18 protein-coding genes are annotated in these 19323 nt (G+C 67.4%); 11 read left to right on the top strand and 7 right to left on the bottom strand.

What is annotated here, in order from left to right:
- The first annotated feature begins 107 nt into the window (after window positions 1-107).
- The 5 genes from KUV62_RS19085 to KUV62_RS19065 are packed head-to-tail and all read left to right on the top strand — an operon-like array spanning window position 108 to window position 4609.
- Entirely contained in the window at window positions 108-1130 is a 1023-nt protein-coding gene (locus KUV62_RS19085) for an ABC transporter permease (protein ID WP_222605333.1), read from the top strand.
- Window positions 1127-2029 carry an ABC transporter permease gene (locus KUV62_RS19080; protein WP_222605332.1) on the top strand — a complete coding sequence of 301 codons (903 nt, stop codon included), beginning with the start codon at window positions 1127-1129 and terminating at the stop codon, window positions 2027-2029. Before KUV62_RS19085 ends, KUV62_RS19080 begins: the two co-directional genes overlap by 4 nt.
- A 3-nt stretch (window positions 2030-2032) precedes the next feature.
- Entirely contained in the window at window positions 2033-2875 is an 843-nt protein-coding gene (locus KUV62_RS19075) for an ABC transporter ATP-binding protein (RefSeq protein WP_222605331.1), read from the top strand.
- Entirely contained in the window at window positions 2872-3618 is a 747-nt protein-coding gene (locus KUV62_RS19070; RefSeq protein ID WP_222605330.1) for an ABC transporter ATP-binding protein, read from the top strand. The genes KUV62_RS19075 and KUV62_RS19070 overlap by 4 nt, the downstream gene beginning before the upstream one ends.
- Entirely contained in the window at window positions 3602-4609 is a 1008-nt protein-coding gene (locus tag KUV62_RS19065; RefSeq protein WP_222605329.1) for a dienelactone hydrolase family protein, read from the top strand. The genes KUV62_RS19070 and KUV62_RS19065 overlap by 17 nt, the downstream gene beginning before the upstream one ends.
- 152 nt (window positions 4610-4761) lie before the next feature.
- On the opposite strand, the gene KUV62_RS19060 is transcribed toward KUV62_RS19065, so the two are convergent.
- Window positions 4762-6354, bottom strand: a complete 1593-nt coding sequence (locus KUV62_RS19060) for an ABC transporter substrate-binding protein (RefSeq protein WP_261395775.1) — start codon at window positions 6352-6354, stop codon at window positions 4762-4764.
- A 42-nt stretch (window positions 6355-6396) separates the two neighbouring features.
- Window positions 6397-7545: a mandelate racemase family protein gene (locus KUV62_RS19055; RefSeq protein WP_222605328.1), complete on the bottom strand. Its 1149-nt coding sequence runs from the start codon at window positions 7543-7545 to the stop codon at window positions 6397-6399.
- A gap of 202 nt (window positions 7546-7747) precedes the next feature.
- Here KUV62_RS19055 and KUV62_RS22835 point away from each other — a divergent pair, with 202 nt between their 5' ends.
- The 4 genes from KUV62_RS22835 to KUV62_RS19035 all read left to right on the top strand — a co-directional run bounded on the left by KUV62_RS22835 (window position 7748) and on the right by KUV62_RS19035 (window position 11208).
- Complete coding sequence (locus KUV62_RS22835; protein ID WP_315901598.1) at window positions 7748-8500, top strand: FadR/GntR family transcriptional regulator; 753 nt, start codon at window positions 7748-7750, stop codon at window positions 8498-8500.
- A gap of 158 nt (window positions 8501-8658) precedes the next feature.
- On the top strand, window positions 8659-9720 hold the full coding sequence (locus tag KUV62_RS19045; protein ID WP_222605327.1) for a methionine ABC transporter ATP-binding protein: 1062 nt from the start codon (window positions 8659-8661) through the stop codon (window positions 9718-9720).
- Window positions 9710-10384, top strand: a complete 675-nt coding sequence (locus KUV62_RS19040; RefSeq protein ID WP_222605326.1) for a methionine ABC transporter permease — start codon at window positions 9710-9712, stop codon at window positions 10382-10384. The genes KUV62_RS19045 and KUV62_RS19040 overlap by 11 nt, the downstream gene beginning before the upstream one ends.
- A gap of 47 nt (window positions 10385-10431) precedes the next feature.
- The gene (locus KUV62_RS19035; protein WP_222605325.1) at window positions 10432-11208 is read left to right on the top strand and encodes a MetQ/NlpA family ABC transporter substrate-binding protein; all 777 of its coding nucleotides are present in this window, start codon (window positions 10432-10434) and stop codon (window positions 11206-11208) included.
- Window positions 11209-11502: 294 nt separating this feature from the next.
- Here the strand turns inward: KUV62_RS19035 and KUV62_RS19030 are convergent, their stop codons facing one another.
- The 5 genes from KUV62_RS19030 to KUV62_RS19010 all read right to left on the bottom strand — a co-directional run bounded on the left by KUV62_RS19030 (window position 11503) and on the right by KUV62_RS19010 (window position 16180).
- Window positions 11503-12552, bottom strand: coding sequence for an L-idonate 5-dehydrogenase (locus KUV62_RS19030; protein ID WP_222605324.1), 1050 nt, complete (start codon window positions 12550-12552; stop codon window positions 11503-11505).
- 10 nt (window positions 12553-12562) lie between these two features.
- On the bottom strand, window positions 12563-13840 hold the full coding sequence (locus KUV62_RS19025; RefSeq protein WP_222605323.1) for a TRAP transporter large permease: 1278 nt from the start codon (window positions 13838-13840) through the stop codon (window positions 12563-12565).
- Between the two features lies 1 nt (window position 13841).
- Window positions 13842-14342: a TRAP transporter small permease gene (locus KUV62_RS19020; protein ID WP_222605322.1), complete on the bottom strand. Its 501-nt coding sequence runs from the start codon at window positions 14340-14342 to the stop codon at window positions 13842-13844.
- A 124-nt stretch (window positions 14343-14466) separates the two neighbouring features.
- Complete coding sequence (locus tag KUV62_RS19015) at window positions 14467-15444, bottom strand: TRAP transporter substrate-binding protein (RefSeq protein WP_222605321.1); 978 nt, start codon at window positions 15442-15444, stop codon at window positions 14467-14469.
- 37 nt (window positions 15445-15481) lie between these two features.
- A complete protein-coding gene (locus KUV62_RS19010) occupies window positions 15482-16180 on the bottom strand; it encodes a GntR family transcriptional regulator (protein WP_222605320.1) in 699 nt (232 codons plus the stop codon).
- 126 nt (window positions 16181-16306) lie between these two features.
- On the opposite strand from KUV62_RS19010, the gene uxuA reads away from it, so the two are divergent.
- Together uxuA and KUV62_RS19000 are read left to right on the top strand one after the other, a co-directional pair.
- Window positions 16307-17521, top strand: coding sequence for a mannonate dehydratase (uxuA, locus tag KUV62_RS19005; protein WP_222605319.1), 1215 nt, complete (start codon window positions 16307-16309; stop codon window positions 17519-17521).
- A gap of 1 nt (window position 17522) precedes the next feature.
- Window positions 17523-18986, top strand: coding sequence for a mannitol dehydrogenase family protein (locus KUV62_RS19000; RefSeq protein ID WP_222605318.1), 1464 nt, complete (start codon window positions 17523-17525; stop codon window positions 18984-18986).
- Window positions 18987-19323: the final 337 nt, after the last annotated feature.

Genomic DNA, 19323 nt, shown 5'->3' with positions numbered 1-19323 from the left:
ACCCGAGGGATCCTGAACAAACCTTGACAGATCACAACCTGTATAACAAGTATGTAGATGTGTATGACTGAATGGGGCCGTCAGATTCGACGGCCAGGGAGGGGAACATGCGGCTCGACAGGCGCCGCCTGAATGGCATTGCCGAACAGGGAGTCTCGATCTTCGTGACCCTCTTCGGCCTCTTGATACTGACCTTCGTGATCGGGCGCATCATGCCGGTAGACCCGGTCCGCGCCATCGTTGGCGAGGATGCGACCCGCGAGGTCTATGAAAACGTCTACCGCCAGCTCGGGCTCGACCGGCCCATGTGGCAGCAGTTCCTGCTCTACCTGCGCGACGTGGTGACGCTGGATTTCGGCACCTCGATCCGCACCGGCCAGCCGGTGCTGCAGGATATCGCCCGGGTGCTGCCGGCCACCATTGAGCTCGCCACCTTCGCCATCATTATCGGCGCAGGCCTCGGTACGCCGCTCGGGGTTATCGCGGCGGTCAACAAGGATCGCTGGCCCGACCAGCTGATCCGCGTGATCAGCCTGATGGGCCACTCGATGCCGATCTTCTGGACCGGGATGATCGCGCTGCTGATCTTCTACGCCAATCTTGGCTGGGTCGGCGGATCTGGGCGGATGAGCCAGTTCTATATCGGCATGGTGCCCGAGCGGACCAACTTCCTGCTGATCGACAGCGCGCTGGCCGGCGAATGGGAGGTGTTCCGCAGCGCCATCAACCACATCATCCTGCCGGCGGCGCTGCTGGGCTATTCCTCCTCGGCCTACATCACCCGCATGACCCGCAGCTTCATGCTCGACCAGCTCGGGCAGGAATACGTCACCACGGCGCGGGTCAAGGGGCTGAGCCGGCGCCAGACCGTGTGGCGCCACGCCTTCGGCAACATCCGGGTGCAGCTCGTGACCATCGTGGCGCTGGCCTATGGCGCGCTGCTCGAGGGGGCGGTGCTGATCGAGACGGTCTTCGCCTGGCCGGGCTTCGGGCAATACCTGACCTCGAACCTGCTGATCGGCGACATGAACGCGGTGATGACCTGCGTGCTGATCGTCGGCGTGATCTTCATCGGGCTGAACATCCTGTCCGACATCCTTTACCGCGTATTCGACCCGAGGACGAGATGAGCATGACCCGTGACATCCCCGCCCCCGCGGCGCGCCGGCGGATGCCGCAAAGCCTGATCGCGGCCCGCAACATCGTGCTGTTCCTGACCCGCTCGCCGACCTCGCTCTTCGGGCTGGTGGTGCTGGCGCTGCTGATCTTCGTGGCGCTCTTCGCACCGCTGATCGCCACGCACGACCCCTACGCGCAGAACCTTCAGGCCACCCTGCAGCCGCCGTCACCGGCGCATTTCTTCGGCACCGACGAGCTTGGCCGCGATATCTTCTCGCGCCTCGTCCACGGCTCGCGCATCACCCTCACGATCATCTCTCTGGTGACCGTGGTGGTGGGGCCGCTCGGCCTCTTCTTCGGCACCGTTGCGGGCTATTTCGGCGGCAAGGTCGACACCGTGCTGATGCGCATCACCGATATCTTCCTGTCCTTTCCCTCGCTGATCCTGTCACTGGCCTTCGTGGCGGCGCTCGGGCCGAGCCTCAACAACGCGATCATCGCCATCGCGCTGACCGCTTGGCCGCCGATTGCCCGGCTCGCGCGGGCCGAAACCCTGACCTTCCGGCAGGCCGATTACATCTCGGCGGCGCGGCTGCAGGGCGCCTCTCCGGCGCGGATCATCTGGAAGAGCATCGTGCCGATGTGCCTGCCGTCTGTGACCATTCGCCTGACGCTCAACATGGCGACGGTGATCCTCACCGCGGCGGGGCTCGGCTTTCTGGGCCTCGGCGCGCAGCCGCCGCTGCCGGAATGGGGTGCGATGATCGCCACCGGGCGGCGCTACATGATCGACAGCTGGTGGCTGGTGACCTTCCCCGGCATCGCGATCCTCTGCGTCAGCCTCGCCTTCAACCTTCTGGGCGACGGTCTGCGCGACGCGCTCGATCCCAAGCAGATGAACAAGAGGTAGGGCATGGATCCGGTACTCGACATTCAACGGCTCTCGATCCGTTATCCCGGCGCGCTGGCACCTGCGGTGCGGGACGTGAGCTTCACCCTCGGGCGCGAACGGCTCGGCATCGTGGGCGAGAGCGGCTCGGGCAAGTCGACGGTGGGGCGGGCGATCATGCGCCTGCTCGACACCGCCGAGATCACCGCCGACCGCATGCAGTTCGAGGAGGTCGACCTGCTCAACGCACCCGAGAAGCAGATGCTCGACGTGCGCGGCAAGCGCATGTCGATGATCCTGCAGGATCCCAAGTTCTCGCTGAACCCGATCCAGCGCTGCGGCCATCAGATCGCCGAGGCCTACCGGACGCATGTCAGATGCTCCAAGGCCGAGGCCAAGGCGCGCGCCATCGCGATGCTCGAGCAGGTCCATATCCGCGATCCCGAGCGGGTCTATGATCTCTACCCGCACGAGGTCTCGGGGGGCATGGGGCAGCGGGTGATGATCGCGATGATGCTGCTCACCAGCCCCGATCTGGTGATCGCCGACGAGCCGACCTCGGCGCTCGACGTCACGGTGCGGCTGCAGGTGCTGCGCATCCTCGACGGGCTGGTGCGGGACAAGGGCATCGGGCTGATCATGATCAGCCACGATCTGAACCTCGTGCGCGCGTTCTGCGACCGGGTGCTGATCATGTATGCCGGCCGCGTCGTCGAGACGCTCGACGCGCGCGATCTCGACAACGCCCGGCACCCCTATTCGCGCGGCCTGCTGGCGGCGCAGCCGCGCATCGGTGGCTCCCGCGAGCCGCTGCCGGTGCTGGCGCGGCAGGACAGCTGGCTCGAGCCATTGGAGGCAGACGCATGAAACCGATCTCGATCGACAGGCTCTCCATCAGCTTCGGCCCGGTCCGGGTGCTGCACGATGTCAGCTTCGACGTGGCGGCGGGCGAGTGCTTCGGCCTCGTGGGGGAATCCGGCTCGGGCAAGTCGACGATCCTGCGCTGCGCCTCGATGCTGACCAATATCTGGGACGGCACGGTGCGCATCGGCGATCACGATGTCCGCAAGATGCCGTTGGCCGAGCGCTGCCGCACGGTGCAGATGGTGTTTCAGGATCCCTATGGCTCGCTGCACCCGCGCCACTCGATCCGCACCGCGCTCGACGAGGGGCTGCGGATCAACGGCTTCGACGACCGCGAGGCGCGCCTGGCGCAGGCGATGCGCGATGTGGGGCTGCCGGTGGAGTTTCTTGACCGCTACCCGCACCAGCTCTCGGGCGGCCAGCGTCAGCGCGTTGCCATTGCCCGCGCGCTGATCCTCGAACCGGACGTGCTGTTCCTCGACGAGCCCACCTCGGCGCTCGATGTCTCGGTGCAGGCGGAGGTGCTGAACCTGCTGGTCCGGCTGCAGAAGGAGAAGGGCTTCACCTACCTGATGGTGAGCCACGACCTCGCCGTGGTCGATCACATGTGCGACCGTTTCGCGATCATGCAGCATGGCCGCATCGTCGAGGTGCTCGATCGCGCGGCGATTACCGGGGGCGGGGCGACGCAGCCCTATGCCAAGGAGCTGATCGGCGCGAGCCTCGAATATGAACGGGCGATCTGACCCGCCCGCGCTGCCGGCGTTCCTCGAGCGCCGGCGGCAGGCCCTGCCGATGTCCCTGGCCTTCGCCGCTGCGCGAGGGCCTTTCCGCGTCTGGGAAGAGCGGCTGCGCACGCTCTGGCGCGCCGAGCTGCCCGATTGCGACGCGCCGGCGGAGGGGCTCTGCGACGGCACGCGCGTGACTCTGACGTTCGCCACCGGCGCGGAGGCCGAGGGCGTCTTTCTGTGCCCGCATGGCCCCGGCCCGCATCCGGCGATCCTGCTGCTGCACGAGCATGGCGGGTCTTTCGAGACCGGCTGGGAAAAGCTCTGTGACCTGCCCGCCTCGCAAGAGACGCGGGCGCGGCTCTACGAGGGCAGGGCCCCGGCGCAGGCCTTTCTAGAGGCCGGCTTCGCGGTGCTCTGCCTCGACGCGCCGGGCTGGGGCCGGCGCTGGCAGGGCGGGGGCGAGGCGCAGCAGGCGCTCGCCTCCAACGCGCTGGGGCTCGGCTGGTCGCTGGCGGGGCTGGTCGCGGCCGAGGATGTGCAGGCGGCGCTCTGGCTGGCGGGACAGCCCGGCATCGACGCCGCCCGCATCGGCGCCTTCGGCTTCTCCTGGGGCGGCTTCCGCGCCTGGCAAGTGGCGGCGCTCTGTGCGCAGGTCAGGGCCCACGCAAGCTTGTCATGGATGGCCTGCCGTGCCGACCTGATGCGCCCCGGCGCGCCGCTCTTGCGCGGGCAGTCGGCGTTCTGGATGCTGCATCCCGGCCTCGCCCATCACGCGGATTTCCCCGATCTCGCGGGGCTTTGCGGGGCGAAGCCGCAGTTCTACCGCTCCGGGCGGGGCGACCCGCACATGCCCGAAGATAGCGTGGCCCGGGCCTGGGATAGGCTGGCCGCCATCGCCGCCGCAGCGGGAGGGCCAGCGCCCGACACCGGCTTTCACGACCGCGCCCATACCTGCCCCGCCACCACGCTCGAGGGGGCCGTGGCGTTCCTCGCCCGCAGCCTCTGAGCCTCTCGGCGCCTGGCAAGACGGAACCGGTAAGTGGGAGCGGAAAGCGAGTCCCGCAAAGCGAAATTGGCAAACCGAGACAGGTCAAAGACACTGGAAAACGAAAGGCGCGGGACGGACCCGCGCCTTTCAGCGTCAGCGATGTGCCGACGTCAGGGGAGCTTTGTGACGTCCTCAAAGCGGGTCACCCACGGATCGACGACGATGCCCTCGATGCCGTCCTGGTAGGCGGCGGTGACCACGCGCTCGGAGAACGGCTGGATCGACGGCACGACCTGGTCGATGGTCTCCTGGATATCCTCGTAGAGCTCGATCTGGCGGTCGCCATCGGGCTCGATCAGCGCCGCCTCGATCTTGGCGTTGAGGCCCTCGTCGTAGAACGAGGTGCGCCAGCCCTGGTAGTTGGTCAGCCCGGCCTCGTCGGAATTGTCGGGGTTGTAGATCAGCGCCCGCAGGTTGCTGTCCGGGTGCGGCTGCTGGCCGCCGCCGCCGCGCCCGACGAGCAGCTCGAAATTGCGCTCGCGCATGGCGCCATAGATCTGGCCGCCATCGCCGGTGATGATCTCGGCATTGATCCCGGCCTGCGCCAGCGTGCCTTGGATCGCGGTGGCGCTGTCGAGGAACTGCTGCGTCGAGATCACCCGGATCGAGGTGTCGAACCCGTCGGGATAGCCCGCCTCGGCGAGCAGCGCCTTGGCCTTCTCGACATCGAGCGCATAGCCCGGATCGGGCAGCAGCGCGAAGGCGCCGGAATTGATCGGGCGCTGCTTCTTGACGCCGAAGAAGGGCATGATCGCGCCGTTGATGCCATCATAGTCGATCAGGTGACGCAGCGCCTCGCGCACCTTGGGATTGGCGAATTTCTCGTCCTTCATCGACACTGCGAGGTAGTAGAACCCGGCCGAGGGCACGGTTTCGACGGTGATGTCCTCGTTGGCCTCGAGCGCCTTGAGATCCGGCGCGGCGAGCGAGAAGCCGACGTCGATATCGCCCTGCTCCAGCCCCAGCCGCTGCGACTGGCTCTCGGGCAGGTGGCGCATCAGCACGCGCTTCATTTCGGGCGCGTCTTCCCAGAACTGCTCGTTGCGGCTGAGGATGACGTATTCGCTGGCCTGCCAGCGGGTCAGCTCGAAGGCGCCGGAGCCGGCGGCGTTGTTGGTCAGCCAGGCCTGGCCCCAGTCGCCGTCCTGCTCGTGCTCCATGACCACCTTGCTGTCGAGGATCGAGCCGCGCCCGGCCTCGGCGAGGTTCATCATGATCAGCTTGGGGTCGTCCTGCTGCGGCAGGGTGAGGACGAAGGTCTTGTCATCTTTGGCGACGAAATAGGTGTCGATGTCCTCGGTGACGAAGCCGCGCGATTTCAGCGCCGAGGCTTGCGCCAGGTTCAGCGTCAGCAGCCGCTTGAAGCTGTATTCGACGTCCTGGGCGGTGACCGGGTTGCCCGAGGCGAAAACGGCGTCGTCGCGCAGGGTGAAGGTCACGGTCATGTTGTCGTCGGAGATCTCCCAGCTCTCTGCCAGACGGGGCTCGAGCGCCCGGGTCTCCGGGTTGAGCTGGACCAGCGCGTCGTAGACGTTGTTGAGGATCTGGACGGCCTCGCCTCCCGTGATGGCCGCCGGGTCCATGGTCAGGACGTTGTTCATGTTGAACGCCACGATCAGCTGATCTTTCGGCGTCTCGGCCAGCGCCGGGCTGGCCCCGGCCATCAGCACCGCCACCGCGGCGCTTGCAAGCAGATGTCTCATGTCTCCTCCCTCAGGTTTCGTGACATCCCGGTGCGCGCGGCCTCAGGCCACGCGGTTGTTCTCGATGTGGTCGAAATCGATGTCCTCGCCCAGACCGGGACGGTCGGGCAGGTGGACATAGCCGTCGGCATCCATCGGATCGGACAGCGATTTCAGGTAGTCGAACCCGTCATCATATTCGAGGAACGGGTGCAGCAGGCCGCGCTCGTACCAGCGGCAATTGCGCACCGCGGCCACCACCTGCAGGTTCATCGCGGTGTTGCCGTGCACCTCGCAATTCATCCCGAAGGCCTCGGCCATGTGCAGCGTCTTGAGCGCGGGGGTGATGCCGCCGACATCGTTGACGCCGGTGCGCAGGATATCGCAGGCGCCGGCCTTGACCCATTCCGCCCGCTGCCAGTGCTTGCCGGCGGCGCTTTCCGGGCCCAGCACCGGGATGTCGAGCTGATCGGCCAGCCACTTGTAGGACGACATCGACTGCTCATCCATCGGCTCCTCGATCCAGTCGAAGCCGAGCTTCTCGAGGCCGCGCCCGAGCTCCAGCGCATCGGTGCGCGAATACCAGTGGAAGGCGTCGATCATCAGGCGGATGTCCGGCCCCACCGCCTCGCGCACGGCGGCGCAGGCCTTGAGGTCCATCTTGACGTCGGGCGACCAGCTCACCGGCGGCATCCAGGTGTGCAGCTTGATGCCCTTGTAGCCGCGCGCCACCAGTGTCTCGGCGAAGCGGCCGTAATCCTCCGGCGTGGCGAGCCCGCCCTCGAGCTCGTCGCCGCACATCGTCGAGCCGTAGGCCAGCACCTTGTCGCGGTAGCCGCCGATCAGCTTGTAGACCGGCTGGCCCAGCGTGCGCCCGGCGAGATCCCAGAGCGCGCAATCGACCACCGCCAGCGTGCGGTCGGTGAGTTGCGCCGCCGAGCCGCGCTGCCAGTGGGCGAGGTCCTGCCACAGTCGCTCGCGGTCGCGGTGGTCCTGCCCGATCAGCACCTTGCGGACGTATTTGTCGAGCACATGCGGGCGCATCACCTCGGGCGGGGCAAAGCTGTGGCCCTCGTGGCCATCCTCGGTGCGGATCGTCAGGATGCCCTGCTGCACCTCGTGCTCGGGCCCCGGATGGGCATGGCCGGCGCTGTCGGAATGGCGGCGCGTCTTGTGCCGGAACACCCGCGCGGTGACGTCGGTGATGATCACGTGTTGGTCCTCCCGTGCCGCAAGCGCCTCGACGGTTGCAGGCCTTCAATTCTGTATGACAAGTTGTATTACAGATTATTTGGGGCGGTCAATACGGGATTTCGCAAGGATAGGACGATTGTCCACGGGCATGGGGCTGGACGGCAGGCCGCGCTTTCCGGTAGTTTCGAGATCTGTGTAACAGAAAGAGGGGCCGTGCCGCGTGTCCAAGACAGGTTCAGCCGAGATCGCGGCCCCGAGCTCGGAGCCGCGCCCCGCCCGCACCCGCGTCGCGGTGATCGCCGACGAGCTACGCGCGGCGATCGACCAGGGCGATTTCGCGCCGGGTGACCGTCTGCCGAGCGAATCGGAGCTGACGCGCCGGCACTCGGTCAGCCGCACCGTGGTGCGCGAGGTCTTCGCGCAGCTGCGCTCGGAGGGGCTGATCGAGGCACGCAAGGGCTCGGGGGTCTACGTGCTCGACCCGTCGAAGGCAAAGCAGCGCCCGTTCTCCGATCTCGACACCGAGCGGCTGTCCGGCGTGATCGAGCTCTTCGAGCTGCGCTCCGCCTTCGAGATCCGCTCCGCCGCGCTGGCCGCGACCCGGCGCTCGGGCGCGCAGATCGACAAGATCGTCAAGGCGCAGGGCGAGGTCGCCAAGTGCTTCGAGACCGGCGCCTCGACACGGGAGGCGGATTTCGCCTTTCACTACGCCATCGCCGAAGCCTCTCAGAACAAGCGCTTCCCCGAGTTCCTGTCGCTGATCCGGCCCGGCCTCGTGCCGCGGGTCGAGCTCGAGCCGCGGCGCGGGCCGCCGCGCGCCTACGTGCCGAACCCGGATCTGGTCAGCGAGCACGACCGGATCATCGATGCCATCATCCTCGGCGATGCCGATGCGGCAGAGCAGGCGATGAAGGCGCATCTCGAGGGCAGCCTCGAGCGCTACCGCGACCTGCTGCGCAACAACGCCCGCTAACCGCCGCGCCGCGCAATCCAGCGCCTGGCGGGGATCGCCTGTCGGTCGAGCCTGCGGCCCGGCGGACAACGGGTTTGCACAGACAGCCCCTTGCGTCCGTCCGGCTAATCCGGTCTATCGCGCCGCGGGAGGAGGCCGGACGCTAGCGAGAGGCTCGGATGGCCGAGAAACAGACAACAGGCGCCGCGATCAGCTTCGCGGCCCTTGGCAAGTCCTTCGACAAGAAGGGCTCGGGCCAGGTCATGGCGCTCGAGGACGTGAGCCTCGACGTGCCGGCCGGGACGATCACCGGAATCATCGGGCGCTCGGGCGCCGGCAAGTCGACGCTCTTGCGCATGGTCAACGGGCTGGAGCAGCCGACCACGGGCACGGTGACGGTCGCCGGGCACGATGTCGGGCGCGCCAGCGCCGCCGAGCTGCGCCACATCCGCCGCGATGTCGGAATGATCTTCCAGCACTTCAACCTGCTGAGCTCGCGCACGGTCTATGGCAACGTGGCGCTGCCGCTTGAGATCGCCGGCGTTCCCTCGTCCGAGATCAAGCCGCGGGTCGATGACCTGATCGCCCGCGTCGGGCTCGAGGATCTCAGCCGGCGCTACCCGGCGGAGCTTTCGGGCGGGCAGAAGCAGCGCGTCGGCATCGCCCGGGCACTCGCCACCCGGCCGAAGGTGCTGCTCTCGGACGAGGCCACCTCGGCGCTCGATCCCGAGACCACGCAGACCGTGCTGAAGCTGCTGGCCGACATCAACCGCGATCTCGGTCTGACCATCCTTCTGATCACCCACGAAATGGCGGTGGTGCGCGACATCGCGAGCCATGTGGCGGTGATCGACGGCGGCCGCATCGTCGAAGCGGGCAGCACCTACGAGGTCTTTGCCGACCCCAAGCATCCCACCACGCGCTCGTTCCTTTCGGGGATCACCGGCGTCACCCTGCCGAGCTTCATCGCCGACCGGCTGCAGCCGGAGCGTCCGGAGGGGAAAGCGCAGGAGGTGATCCGCGTCACCTTCGCCGGGCGCCATGCCACCGACCCGATGCTCGCCATGCTGACCTCGGAGCTCGGCATCGCCGTCAACATCCTCGCCGGCGCCATCGAGGAGATCGGCCCGCACCCGTTCGGCAACCTGCTGGTCTCGGTCGAGGCCGGGCGCGGGGCCGAGGCGCGCGCCTATCTCGAACGTCACGAGCTGATTACGGAGGTGCTGGGCTATGTCGGCTAACCTGATCAACATGCTGATCGAAGCGACGCTTCAGACGCTCTACATGGTCGCCATCTCCGGCGCGCTCGGGACGCTGTTCGGCCTGCCGATCGGCGTCTACCTCGCGGTCTCGCAGCGCGGCGAGCTGCTATCGTCGCCGGCGGTCAACAAGGTGCTGGGGCTGGTGGTCAACGCCACCCGCTCGGTGCCGTTCATCATCCTCGTGGTGGCGATCATCCCGTTTACCCGGCTGATCGCCGGCACCTCGATCGGCACCACCGCCGCCATCGTGCCGCTGACCATCGCCGCCGTGCCCTTCATCGCCCGGCTGGTCGAAAACGCCATCCGCGAGGTCGATAGCGGCCTGATCGAGGCCGCCCGCGCCATGGGCGCGACGCCGCTGCAGATCATCCGCAAGGTGCTGATCCCCGAGGCGCTGCCCGGCATTACGCTGGGCCTGACGCTCGCCGTGGTCAGCCTGATCGGCTACTCGGCCATGGTCGGCGCCGTGGGCGGCGAGGGTCTGGGCGATCTCGGCATCCGCTACGGCTACCAGCGCTTCATGCCCGAAGTCATGCTGGCGGTGGTCGTCATCCTCATCGTGCTGGTCCAGCTCGTGCAGTCCCTCGGCGAGGGGCTGGCCAGACTGGTCGACAAGCGCGCGCCGCGCAACCGCGGCCGCTGATCCCACGTTCAAGCATCAGAAGAATGCATCAAGGAAGGAAATCCCCCATGAAGCGACTGATCCCCGTCGTCTCCGCGCTGGCGCTGATCGCCGGCACCGCCTCGGCCGAGGACATCAAGGTCGGCGTCTCGCCCGGCGAGCATGCCGAGATCATGGAAGAGGTGGCCAAGATCGCCGAGCCGATGGGCCTCAACATCGACGTGGTCGAGTTCTCGGATTACGTTGTGCCGAACCAGGCGCTGGCCGATGGCGACATCGAGGCCAACTCGTTCCAGCACGACCCCTATCTCGACAACCAGGTGAAGGATCGCGGCTTCGCGCTGGTGCCGGTGGCGACCACCATCACCACCCCGATGGGCGTCTATTCCGACAAGATCACCGACATGGCCGACTTCCCCGAGGGCGGCTCGATGGGCATCCCCAACGATCCCACCAATGGCGGCCGCGCGCTGCTGGTGCTGCAGAGCCTCGGGCTGATCAGGCTGGCCGAGGGCACCGGCCTGGTGCCGACGGTGCTCGACATCGTCGAGAACCCGCAGGACATCCGCTTCCGCGAGCTCGACGCGGCGCAGCTGCCGCGCTCGCTGGCCGATCTCGACGCGGCGCTGATCAACACCAACTACGCCATCGCCTCGGGCCTGAACCCGAAGGAAGACTCGATCGCGATGGAGAGCGCCGATAATCCTTACGTCAACATCATCGTGGTGCGTGAAGGCGACGAGGAACAGCCCTGGGTCCAGCCGCTGATCGACGCCTACCACAGCCCCGAGATCAAGGCGTTCATCGAAGAGAAATACCACGGCACCGTGCTGACCTCCTGGTAAGCGCTGCGTCATCGCAATGCCTGGAGGGCGGCCCCGCGCGGGCCGCCCTTCTTCTTCTGGGGCCGTCTGTTTCCTTCTTCGGGGGCCGTTTGTTTCCGCGTGAATAGCATCGCAGCGAGGGCAGACGGAGCCTCGGACCGCGTCGCCGGGCGCGGGGCAGAGGGCGCTGCGCAGGGCCTCTCCCATTGGTCGGGGTGGGCGGCGCGGTACCCTGTCAGATTTGCGACGGCGAGCGCCGCCCCACCGCAAAGCCACGGCGCCGGAGCGGTGCGACAGATCAGCCCCGTATCAGGTTCAGAATACCACCTGGACCTTGACCGCCTTTCCCCGGTCGAGGGCGAGATCCATGGCTGCCTGCACCTCGTCCACCGGCAGGCTGTGGGTGACGATGGGCGCGAGGGTCAGCGTCTGGCTGTTGATCAGCTCGACCGCCTGCCCGAACTCGGCATCGAAGCGGTGGGTGCCGACGAGGTTGAGCTCCTTGGCCACCAGCATGTTGAACGGCACCGGCGTGTCGCCCATCACGCCGACCTGCACGATGGTGCCCTGCGGGCGGGTGCAGGCGATGGCCGAGCGGATCGCGGGGCCGGCGGCGGAGCATTCGAAACACAGGTCGAACTGTCCCTTGTCGATCTCGTATTCCGCCAGCGCCTCGGCATCCTTCGCGACGTTGACGGCACGGCTCGCGCCGACCGCCTTCGCCACCTCGAGCGTGGCGTCCTGCAGGTCGGTCACCACGATCTCGGCGGCGCCGAAATGCCGAGAAAGCGCCACGCAGAGCGCGCCGATGGGGCCCGCTCCGGTCACCAGCACGCGCTTGCCCTCGAGCGGGCCGGCGATCTCCATCGCGCGGGTCACGGCGCGGCGGCAGACCGCCAACGGCTCGGCCAGCGCGGCCTCGGCCATCGGCACTCCCTCTGCGATCTTGTGGCATTGCGCGGCCCCGATGGCGATCCGGTCGCGGAAGAAGCCCTGCTCGTGCGGCAGGAACATCGCCGAGCCCTTGAAGCGCATGTTCAGGCAATGCTGATGCGCACCCTCGCGGCAGAACCGGCAGGCACCACAGGGGTGCGACGGGTTCACCGCCACCCGGTCGCCCACCGAGAGCCCATCGACGCCGTCGCCCAGCTCGACCACCGTTCCGGCGGCCTCGTGGCCGATGATGATCGGCTCGCGCACCCGGATCGTGCCGATGCCGCCGTCGGTGTAGTAATGGATGTCGGAGCCGCAGATCCCGCCGGCGCCGATCGCGACGACGACCTCGCCGGGCCCGGCCTGCGGGTCTTCGAGGGTTTCGACGCGCAGGTCCTTCTGGCCATGCAGGCGAGCGATGCGGATCGTCATGGGATCAGTCCTAATTGCTGAGAAGCGAGGGGAGCCAGGTGCTGAAGAACGGGATGTAGGACACCAGCATCAGCACGATCATGTTGGTCACGAGGAAGGGGCCGATGGCGCGGGTCACCTGCCACAGCGACACCCGGCCGATATCGGCGCAGATGAACAGGCAGACGCCAACCGGCGGCGTGGTGAGCCCGATCATCAGGTTGAGCACCGCGAAGACCGCAAAATGCAGCGGATCGACCCCGACCCCGGTGGCCAGCGCCAGGAGCGGGCCGAAGAGGATGATCAGCGCGGCGATGGTCTCCATGAACATGCCCACGAAGAGCAGCACGAGGTTGATCAGCAGGATCACGAGGAACCTGTTGTCGGTGATGCTGAGCACCGCGTTGGCGATCATCTGCGGGATGCGCTCGGAGACGAGGATCCAGCCGAACACGTTGGCGAGCCCCACCAGCACGAGGATCGCCGCGGCGGAGATCGCGCTATCGATGACGATGCGCGGCACGTCGCGCAGCTTGAGGCCACGATAGACGAAGGCGCCGACGACGAAGGCGTAGATCGAGGCGACCACGGCGGTCTCGGTGGGGGTGGCGAAGCCGATCAGCAGGCCGCCGACGATGAAGGCGGTCATGGCGACGGCCCAGAACGCCCCGAGGAAGGCCCGGCCGAGCTCGCCGAAGCCCTGCCACGGCTGGCGCGGGAAGTTGCGGCGGCGGGCGATGATCCAGGCGGTGATCATCATCGCGACGCCCATCAGGATCCCCGGCAGCGCGCCGGCGATGAACATCTTGCCGACCGAGATGCCCGACAGCGTGCCGACGATGATCATCGGCACCGAGGGCGGGATGATCGGCCCGACGGTGGAGGAGGCGGCGGTGATCGCGGCCGAGAAATCCGCCGGGTAGCCGGCCTTCTTCATGCCCGGGATCATCATGCCGCCGATCGAGGCGGCATCGGCGGCGGCGGTGCCCGAGATGCCGCCGAACAGCATCGAGGCGGCAACGTTGGTCAGACCCAGACCGCCGCGCATCCAGCCCACCATCGCCTGCGCAAGACGGACGATGCGCCCGGTGATGCCGCCGGCGTTCATCAGGTTGCCGGCGAGGATGAAGCCCGGGATGCAGAGCAGCACGAAGGTGTCCATGCCGGCATACATCTTCTGCGGGATCACCACGAGTGGCATGCCCTTGAACGACAGGTAGGCCAGGGACGCGACGCCGAGCGTCACCGCGACCGGCAGGCCGATGACGAGACCGCCGAGAAAGCAGGTCAGAAGGATGGCGAGTTCCATGTCAGGCGTCCTCTTCGAGACGGTCGGGTTTGCCGTCGGTCGTTCCGGTCAGCATCCCGATGATGCGCAGCGCCGCGAACAGGCTCAGCGACAGCAGGGCGACGAGCACCGATGCGTGGATCCAGTCCATCCGCACCCCCAGCGAAGGCGCGGTCTGGCGCGCCCCGACCGAGACGTAGAGCCAGGTCGCCTTGACGAGCACGAGGCCGAACGCGCAGGTGATGACGGCGCAGACCAGCCGCAGCAGCCAGGCGGCGCGCTCGGGCAGCGCCTCGCAGACGATGTCGACATTGACGAGGTTGCCGGAGCGGTAGCTCAGACCGACGCCGAAGGCGGCGAGGAAGAGCAGCGCGAAGCGGGTCAGCTCCTCGGTCCAGACGACCGAGCTGATGACGCCCGAGCGGCCCAGAAGCTGCACCACCACGGCCACGATGATGACCATGAAGGCGAGGCCGGTGGCGGCCCGGGCGATGACGGTCAGGACCGAGGTGAACTTTTCCATGGTCGTCCTCGTCGGGAGGGGGGAAATCCGGTGGCCCGGGCGTGATGCGCCGGGCCGGGGCAGGGGGCGCGGGCCCGTCAACAGAGAACGGGCCCGCGTGAAGATCCTCGAAGGGTCTGGCCGATCACTCGGCGAAGAGCTGCTCCACGTCGGGGCGGATCTCTTCGGCGACCGAGCTCAGCACGGCTTCCTTGGCGGCGGCGGCAAAGGCCGCGCTGTCGACCTCGACGAACTCCATGCCGAGCTCCTCGAGCTGCGACTGCAGTTGCTGCTCGTCGGCGAGGAACTGCTCGCGCTCCCAGGCCTGTGCCCGCGCGGCGGCTTCCATGACCGCGGCCTGATCCGCTTCCGACATCTGCTGCCACGCCATGTCGGACAGGGTCAGGTAGATCCACGAGCGCACGTGCTGGGTCAGGTTCACGTAGTCCTGCACCTCGTTGAAATTGGCCGACTTGATCAGCGCCAGCGGGTTCTCCTGCGCCTCGATGGTGCCGTTCTGCAGCGAGGTGAAGACCTCGGAGAAGGCCATCGGCGTCGGGTTCGCGCCAAGCGCCTTCCAGACGTTGAGGAACAGCGGCACGTTGGGCACGCGCATCTTCAGGCCGTTAAGGTCATCGGGCGACGCGATCGGCCGGTTCGAGGTCAGGTTGCGCGGGCCGCGGGCGAAATAGGCGATCGGGCGAATGCCGACCTTCTCAATGATCTGCTGTTCGATCTTGTCGCCGAGCTCGCCGCCGGCCACCGCGTCCATGTCCTCGAGCGTCTTGTAGCCGTAGGGGATCGCCAGCAGTGCCGCCATCGGGGCGTAGTTCTGCAGCGACTCGCCGGTGATGGTCATGTCGGCGGTGCCGAGCTGCATGCCGTTGATGACGTCCATTTCCTTGCCGAGGGTCTCGTTGGGATAGACCTCGACCTCGATGCGGCCTTCGGTCAGCGCGGCGACCTCCTCGGCGAACTTCATCGAGGCCTTGTGCCAGATGTTGTCCTCGTTGGCCGGGTGGCCGAGCTTGAGCGTCATGTCGGCGGCCATCGCCGATGCGGTCAGCGCGACGGTCGCGATCCCGGTGAGCATGAGGGTCTTGAGAGACTTGGTGACGAACATGGTTTCCTCCCTTTCATTCGCCTTGGAATTTTCGCGACTATTCTCCTGACGGGTCGAAATAGTCGGGAAAGCCTTCACGGATCGCGGGCAGATCCTGCAGGATCATCTGCAGGTGTCCGCGCATCGCCTGTTCCGCAGCCTGCGGGTCGCGCGCCTCAATGGCGTCGACCACGGCGTTGTGCTGCGTGATGAGATGGGCCAGCGGGAAATTGGTCGACGTCATCTGCCGCACCCGGTCCATCTGGGTCTTCATGCCCTCGATCACCGCCCAGGCGTTCGGCCGCCCCGCCGCCTGTGCCAGCGTGTGGTGGAACATGTCGTCGAGCGGCACGAAGGCCGTCGGGCGGTCGTCGGCCAGCCGCTCCTGCGCGCGGATCTGATCGCGCAGCTCGGCGACCAGCCCGGGGGCAGGATCGGCGGCGCAGGCCTTGACGATATCCGCCTCCACCGCCTCGCGGACAAAGCGCGCGTCCATCACCGCCTCGAGGGAAATCTTGCGCACGAAGGAGCCGCGCTGCGGGCGGATTTCGAGCAGGCCTTCTTCGGAGAGCTTGATGAAGGCCTCGCGCACCGGCTGGCGCGAAATGCCGAAGCGGGCGCCGATCTCGGCCTCGGAGAGGCGGACGCCGGGCTTGAGCTGATTGCGGATGATGGACTGGCGCAGGGCCGCGGTGAGCTGCGCTCCGACCGGAGCCGACAGGTCCAGTTGTCCGATGTCGAGCGACTCGATGCCCATTGCGTTCCTCCCTTGGCTCCGCACCGTGCTGGATACTACCATACTAGTCAACAGAATTCTGATCTGCTATGGATTGGCACGAGACGGGCCGGGCTCCGGCCATGACTTCCGAGGGAGGAATTAGCGATGCGTCAGACTTGGCGTTGGTTCGGTCCGCGGGACCGTGTGAGCATCGACGACATGATGCAGGCGGGCGTCGAAGGCGTTGTTTCCGCCCTGCACCATGTGCCGACGGGCGCAGTCTGGACACCGGAGGAGATCGCGCAGCGCCAGCGCGAGATCGGCACCCGCAAGGATGGCCGCCCCTCGACCCTCAGCTGGGACGTGGTCGAATCGCTGCCGGTCTCCGAGGACATCAAGAAGCAGAAGGGCGACTGGAAGACCCATGTCGAGAACTGGAAAGTCTCGATGCGCCACCTCTCCGAGGCCGGCATCGATGTCATCTGCTACAACTTCATGCCGGTGCTCGACTGGACCCGCACCGACCTCGCGTGGGAGCGGCCCAACGGCGCCCGCTGCATGCGCTTCGACCTGATCGACTTCGCCGCCTTCGACATCCACATCCTGCAGCGTGCCGGTGCCGCCGAGCAGTTCCCCGAAGCTGTGGTCGCCGCCGCAGCCGAGCGCTTCGCCGGGATGGACGAGGCCCGCCGCGAGCAGCTCGCCGGCAATGTGGTTTTCGGCCTGCCCGGCGCCGCCGAGACATTCACCCTCGAGGATGTGCGCGCCCATCTTGCCGAGTATGACAGCATTTCGGAAGATCGCCTGCAGGGCCACCTGATCGACTTTCTCTCCGAGGTCGCCCCGCTGGCCGAAGAGCTTGGCGTCCGGCTCTGCTGCCACCCCGACGATCCGCCTTTCCCGCTGCTCGGCCTGCCGCGGATCATGTCGTCGGAGGCGCAGTACCGAAAGATCCTCGACGCGGTCGACCTGCCCGCCAACGGCGTCACCCTTTGCACCGGATCGCTCGGCGCGCGGCCCGACAATGACACCGTCGCGATCTTCAAGGCGCTGGCCGACCGGGTGCATTTCCTGCACCTGCGCAACGTCGCCATCGAAGGCGATGCGGTGATGAATTCCTTCTACGAGGACGAGCACCTGAGCGGCCATACCGACATGGCCGCAATGGTGCGCGCCATCGTCGCCGAGGAAGCGCGCCGCAAGGCCGCGGGCCGGGCCGACTGGTCGATCCCGTTCCGCCCGGATCACGGGCAGGACATCCTCGACGATATCGGTCGCGAGGCCCAGCCCGGCTACCCGGCCATCGGACGTCTCAAGGGGCTGGCCGAGCTGCGCGGGCTCTACCATGCCTTCCAGCATCCCCTCGTCGCGGAGGCCTGACATGCGGCTCTCCTCTCTCGATCAGGTGCCCGCCGCGCTGCGCCCCGGCTATGATCCCGCGGCGCATGGTGTCGGCATCGTGCATCTCGGCCTCGGCGCCTTCCACAAGGCGCACCAAGCGGCGCTGACCGATCTCGCGCTCGCGGCCTCCGGCGGCGATTGGCGCATCCTCGGCGTGTCGCTGCGCTCGCCAAGGGCCTCCGAGGAACTGCATCCCCAGAACGGGCTCTACACCCTGATCGAGAAGGGCGCCGAGGGTACCAAGGCGCGGGTCATCGGCGCCATTGCCGACGCGGTCTGCTCCGCCGGAGACTCCGATCCGGTGCTCGCCACGATGGCAGGTGAAGCGACGAGGATCGTCTCGCTGACGGTTACCGAGAAAGCCTATGGCCTCGATCGCGCGGCGCGGGGCTGCGACCCGTCGCACCCGGCGGTGGCCGCCGATCTCGCGGCGCCGGCTGCACCGCAGGGCGTGCTCGGCCTGCTGACCGAGGCGCTGCGCCGGCGCCGTGAGGCCGGTCTGGCCCCCTTCACCGTGCTCTGCTGCGACAACCTGCCGGAAAACGGTGTGCTGCTGCGCGGCGCGGTGGTCGACTTCGCCCGCCGCCTCGACCCGGCGCTCTCCGACTGGATCGCTGCCGAGGTCGCCTTTCCCTCGACCATGGTCGACCGCATCACCCCCGCCGCGACCGAGGCCACCCGCGCCGAGGCCGCCACGCGTCTCGGCTGCGAGGATCTGGCGGCGGTGGAGACCGAGCGCTTCTTCCAGTGGGTCATCGAGGACAATTTCCCGCTGGGCCGCCCCGACTGGGAGGCCGCCGGCGTGATCTTCACCAGCGATGTCTCGGCCTTCGAGGCGATGAAGCTGCGGATGCTCAACGGCAGCCACTCGATGCTGGCCTATGCCGGTTTCCATGCCGGCGACACCTATGTGCGCGACGTCATGGCCGACGCGCCGCTGGCGGCGCTTGTCCGGCGCCACCTCGCCGCCGCCGCCGCGACGCTGCCGCCGATCGAGGGCATCGACACCGGCGGTTACGCCGAGGCGCTGCTGCGACGGTTCGAGAACCCGGCCATCGCCCACGCGACCTTCCAGATTGCCATGGACGGCTCAGAGAAGATGCCGCAGCGCATCTTCTCCGCCATCCCCGACGCGCGCCGCGGCGGCGTGCCGCTGCGGGCCTTCGCCTTCGCCACCGCCGCCTGGCTGCGCCATGTCTCGGGGCGCACCCATGACTGCGCCCCCTACGATCTGCGCGATCCGATTTCCGGGCGGCTGCAGGCCCTTGCCGCGGATCTGGACGCGCCGGAGATCGTGGCAGGGCTGCGGGACTCCGGGATCCTCTCGGCGTCCGTGGCCGGCGACGACGCCTTTTGGGAAGAGGTGACGGAGATTCTCGCGCCGATGCTGACGGAGCCGATGACCAAGATCATCGGCCTGGAGACGGGCGGCCTGAGCGGCTAACTGTGCGGGCCTGCGCCGAGACGGCCGTTCGAGATCGGGTCTGATCTCGAACGGGCGGTCGGCCCGGGTGCGCCCACACGACAAGGCGATCCGCTTCCTCTCGGGGCGCGAGCATATAGACGTGTCGAGGCTGCTCCGCAGGCTCAAGAAGCGTCATTGTGTGATCTGGCGACCATAATATTACATAACGCCTATTCTGCGTATCCAGTGAGGCGAAGGGTGCGCGCTACCCTCAAGTGCGACTCCCATTAGAAAACAGATGGTTATCTAATGGAGAGAGCCTGCCATGGGAGCGGTATACACGCAACTGAGCGTCAAGGAACGTGTTCAGATCGAA

The organism is Salipiger bermudensis, from assembly GCF_019801965.1.
In the GTDB taxonomy this organism is placed as follows: Bacteria; Pseudomonadota; Alphaproteobacteria; order Rhodobacterales; family Rhodobacteraceae; genus Salipiger; species Salipiger bermudensis_A.
This window is presented reverse-complemented; position numbering and strand designations above follow the sequence as displayed.

Coding starts and splice junctions, on each gene's coding strand:
- KUV62_RS19085 (WP_222605333.1), top strand. CDS start 108: ATGCGGCTCGACAGGCGCCGCCTGAATGGCATTGCCGAACAGGGAGTC.
- KUV62_RS19080 (WP_222605332.1), top strand. CDS start 1,127: ATGAGCATGACCCGTGACATCCCCGCCCCCGCGGCGCGCCGGCGGATG.
- KUV62_RS19075 (WP_222605331.1), top strand. CDS start 2,033: ATGGATCCGGTACTCGACATTCAACGGCTCTCGATCCGTTATCCCGGC.
- KUV62_RS19070 (WP_222605330.1), top strand. CDS start 2,872: ATGAAACCGATCTCGATCGACAGGCTCTCCATCAGCTTCGGCCCGGTC.
- KUV62_RS19065 (WP_222605329.1), top strand. CDS start 3,602: ATGAACGGGCGATCTGACCCGCCCGCGCTGCCGGCGTTCCTCGAGCGC.
- KUV62_RS19060 (WP_261395775.1), bottom strand. CDS start 6,354: ATGAGACATCTGCTTGCAAGCGCCGCGGTGGCGGTGCTGATGGCCGGG.
- KUV62_RS19045 (WP_222605327.1), top strand. CDS start 8,659: ATGGCCGAGAAACAGACAACAGGCGCCGCGATCAGCTTCGCGGCCCTT.
- KUV62_RS19040 (WP_222605326.1), top strand. CDS start 9,710: ATGTCGGCTAACCTGATCAACATGCTGATCGAAGCGACGCTTCAGACG.
- KUV62_RS19035 (WP_222605325.1), top strand. CDS start 10,432: ATGAAGCGACTGATCCCCGTCGTCTCCGCGCTGGCGCTGATCGCCGGC.
- KUV62_RS19030 (WP_222605324.1), bottom strand. CDS start 12,552: ATGACGATCCGCATCGCTCGCCTGCATGGCCAGAAGGACCTGCGCGTC.
- KUV62_RS19025 (WP_222605323.1), bottom strand. CDS start 13,840: ATGGAACTCGCCATCCTTCTGACCTGCTTTCTCGGCGGTCTCGTCATC.
- KUV62_RS19020 (WP_222605322.1), bottom strand. CDS start 14,342: ATGGAAAAGTTCACCTCGGTCCTGACCGTCATCGCCCGGGCCGCCACC.
- KUV62_RS19015 (WP_222605321.1), bottom strand. CDS start 15,444: ATGTTCGTCACCAAGTCTCTCAAGACCCTCATGCTCACCGGGATCGCG.
- KUV62_RS19010 (WP_222605320.1), bottom strand. CDS start 16,180: ATGGGCATCGAGTCGCTCGACATCGGACAACTGGACCTGTCGGCTCCG.
- uxuA (WP_222605319.1), top strand. CDS start 16,307: ATGCGTCAGACTTGGCGTTGGTTCGGTCCGCGGGACCGTGTGAGCATC.
- KUV62_RS19000 (WP_222605318.1), top strand. CDS start 17,523: ATGCGGCTCTCCTCTCTCGATCAGGTGCCCGCCGCGCTGCGCCCCGGC.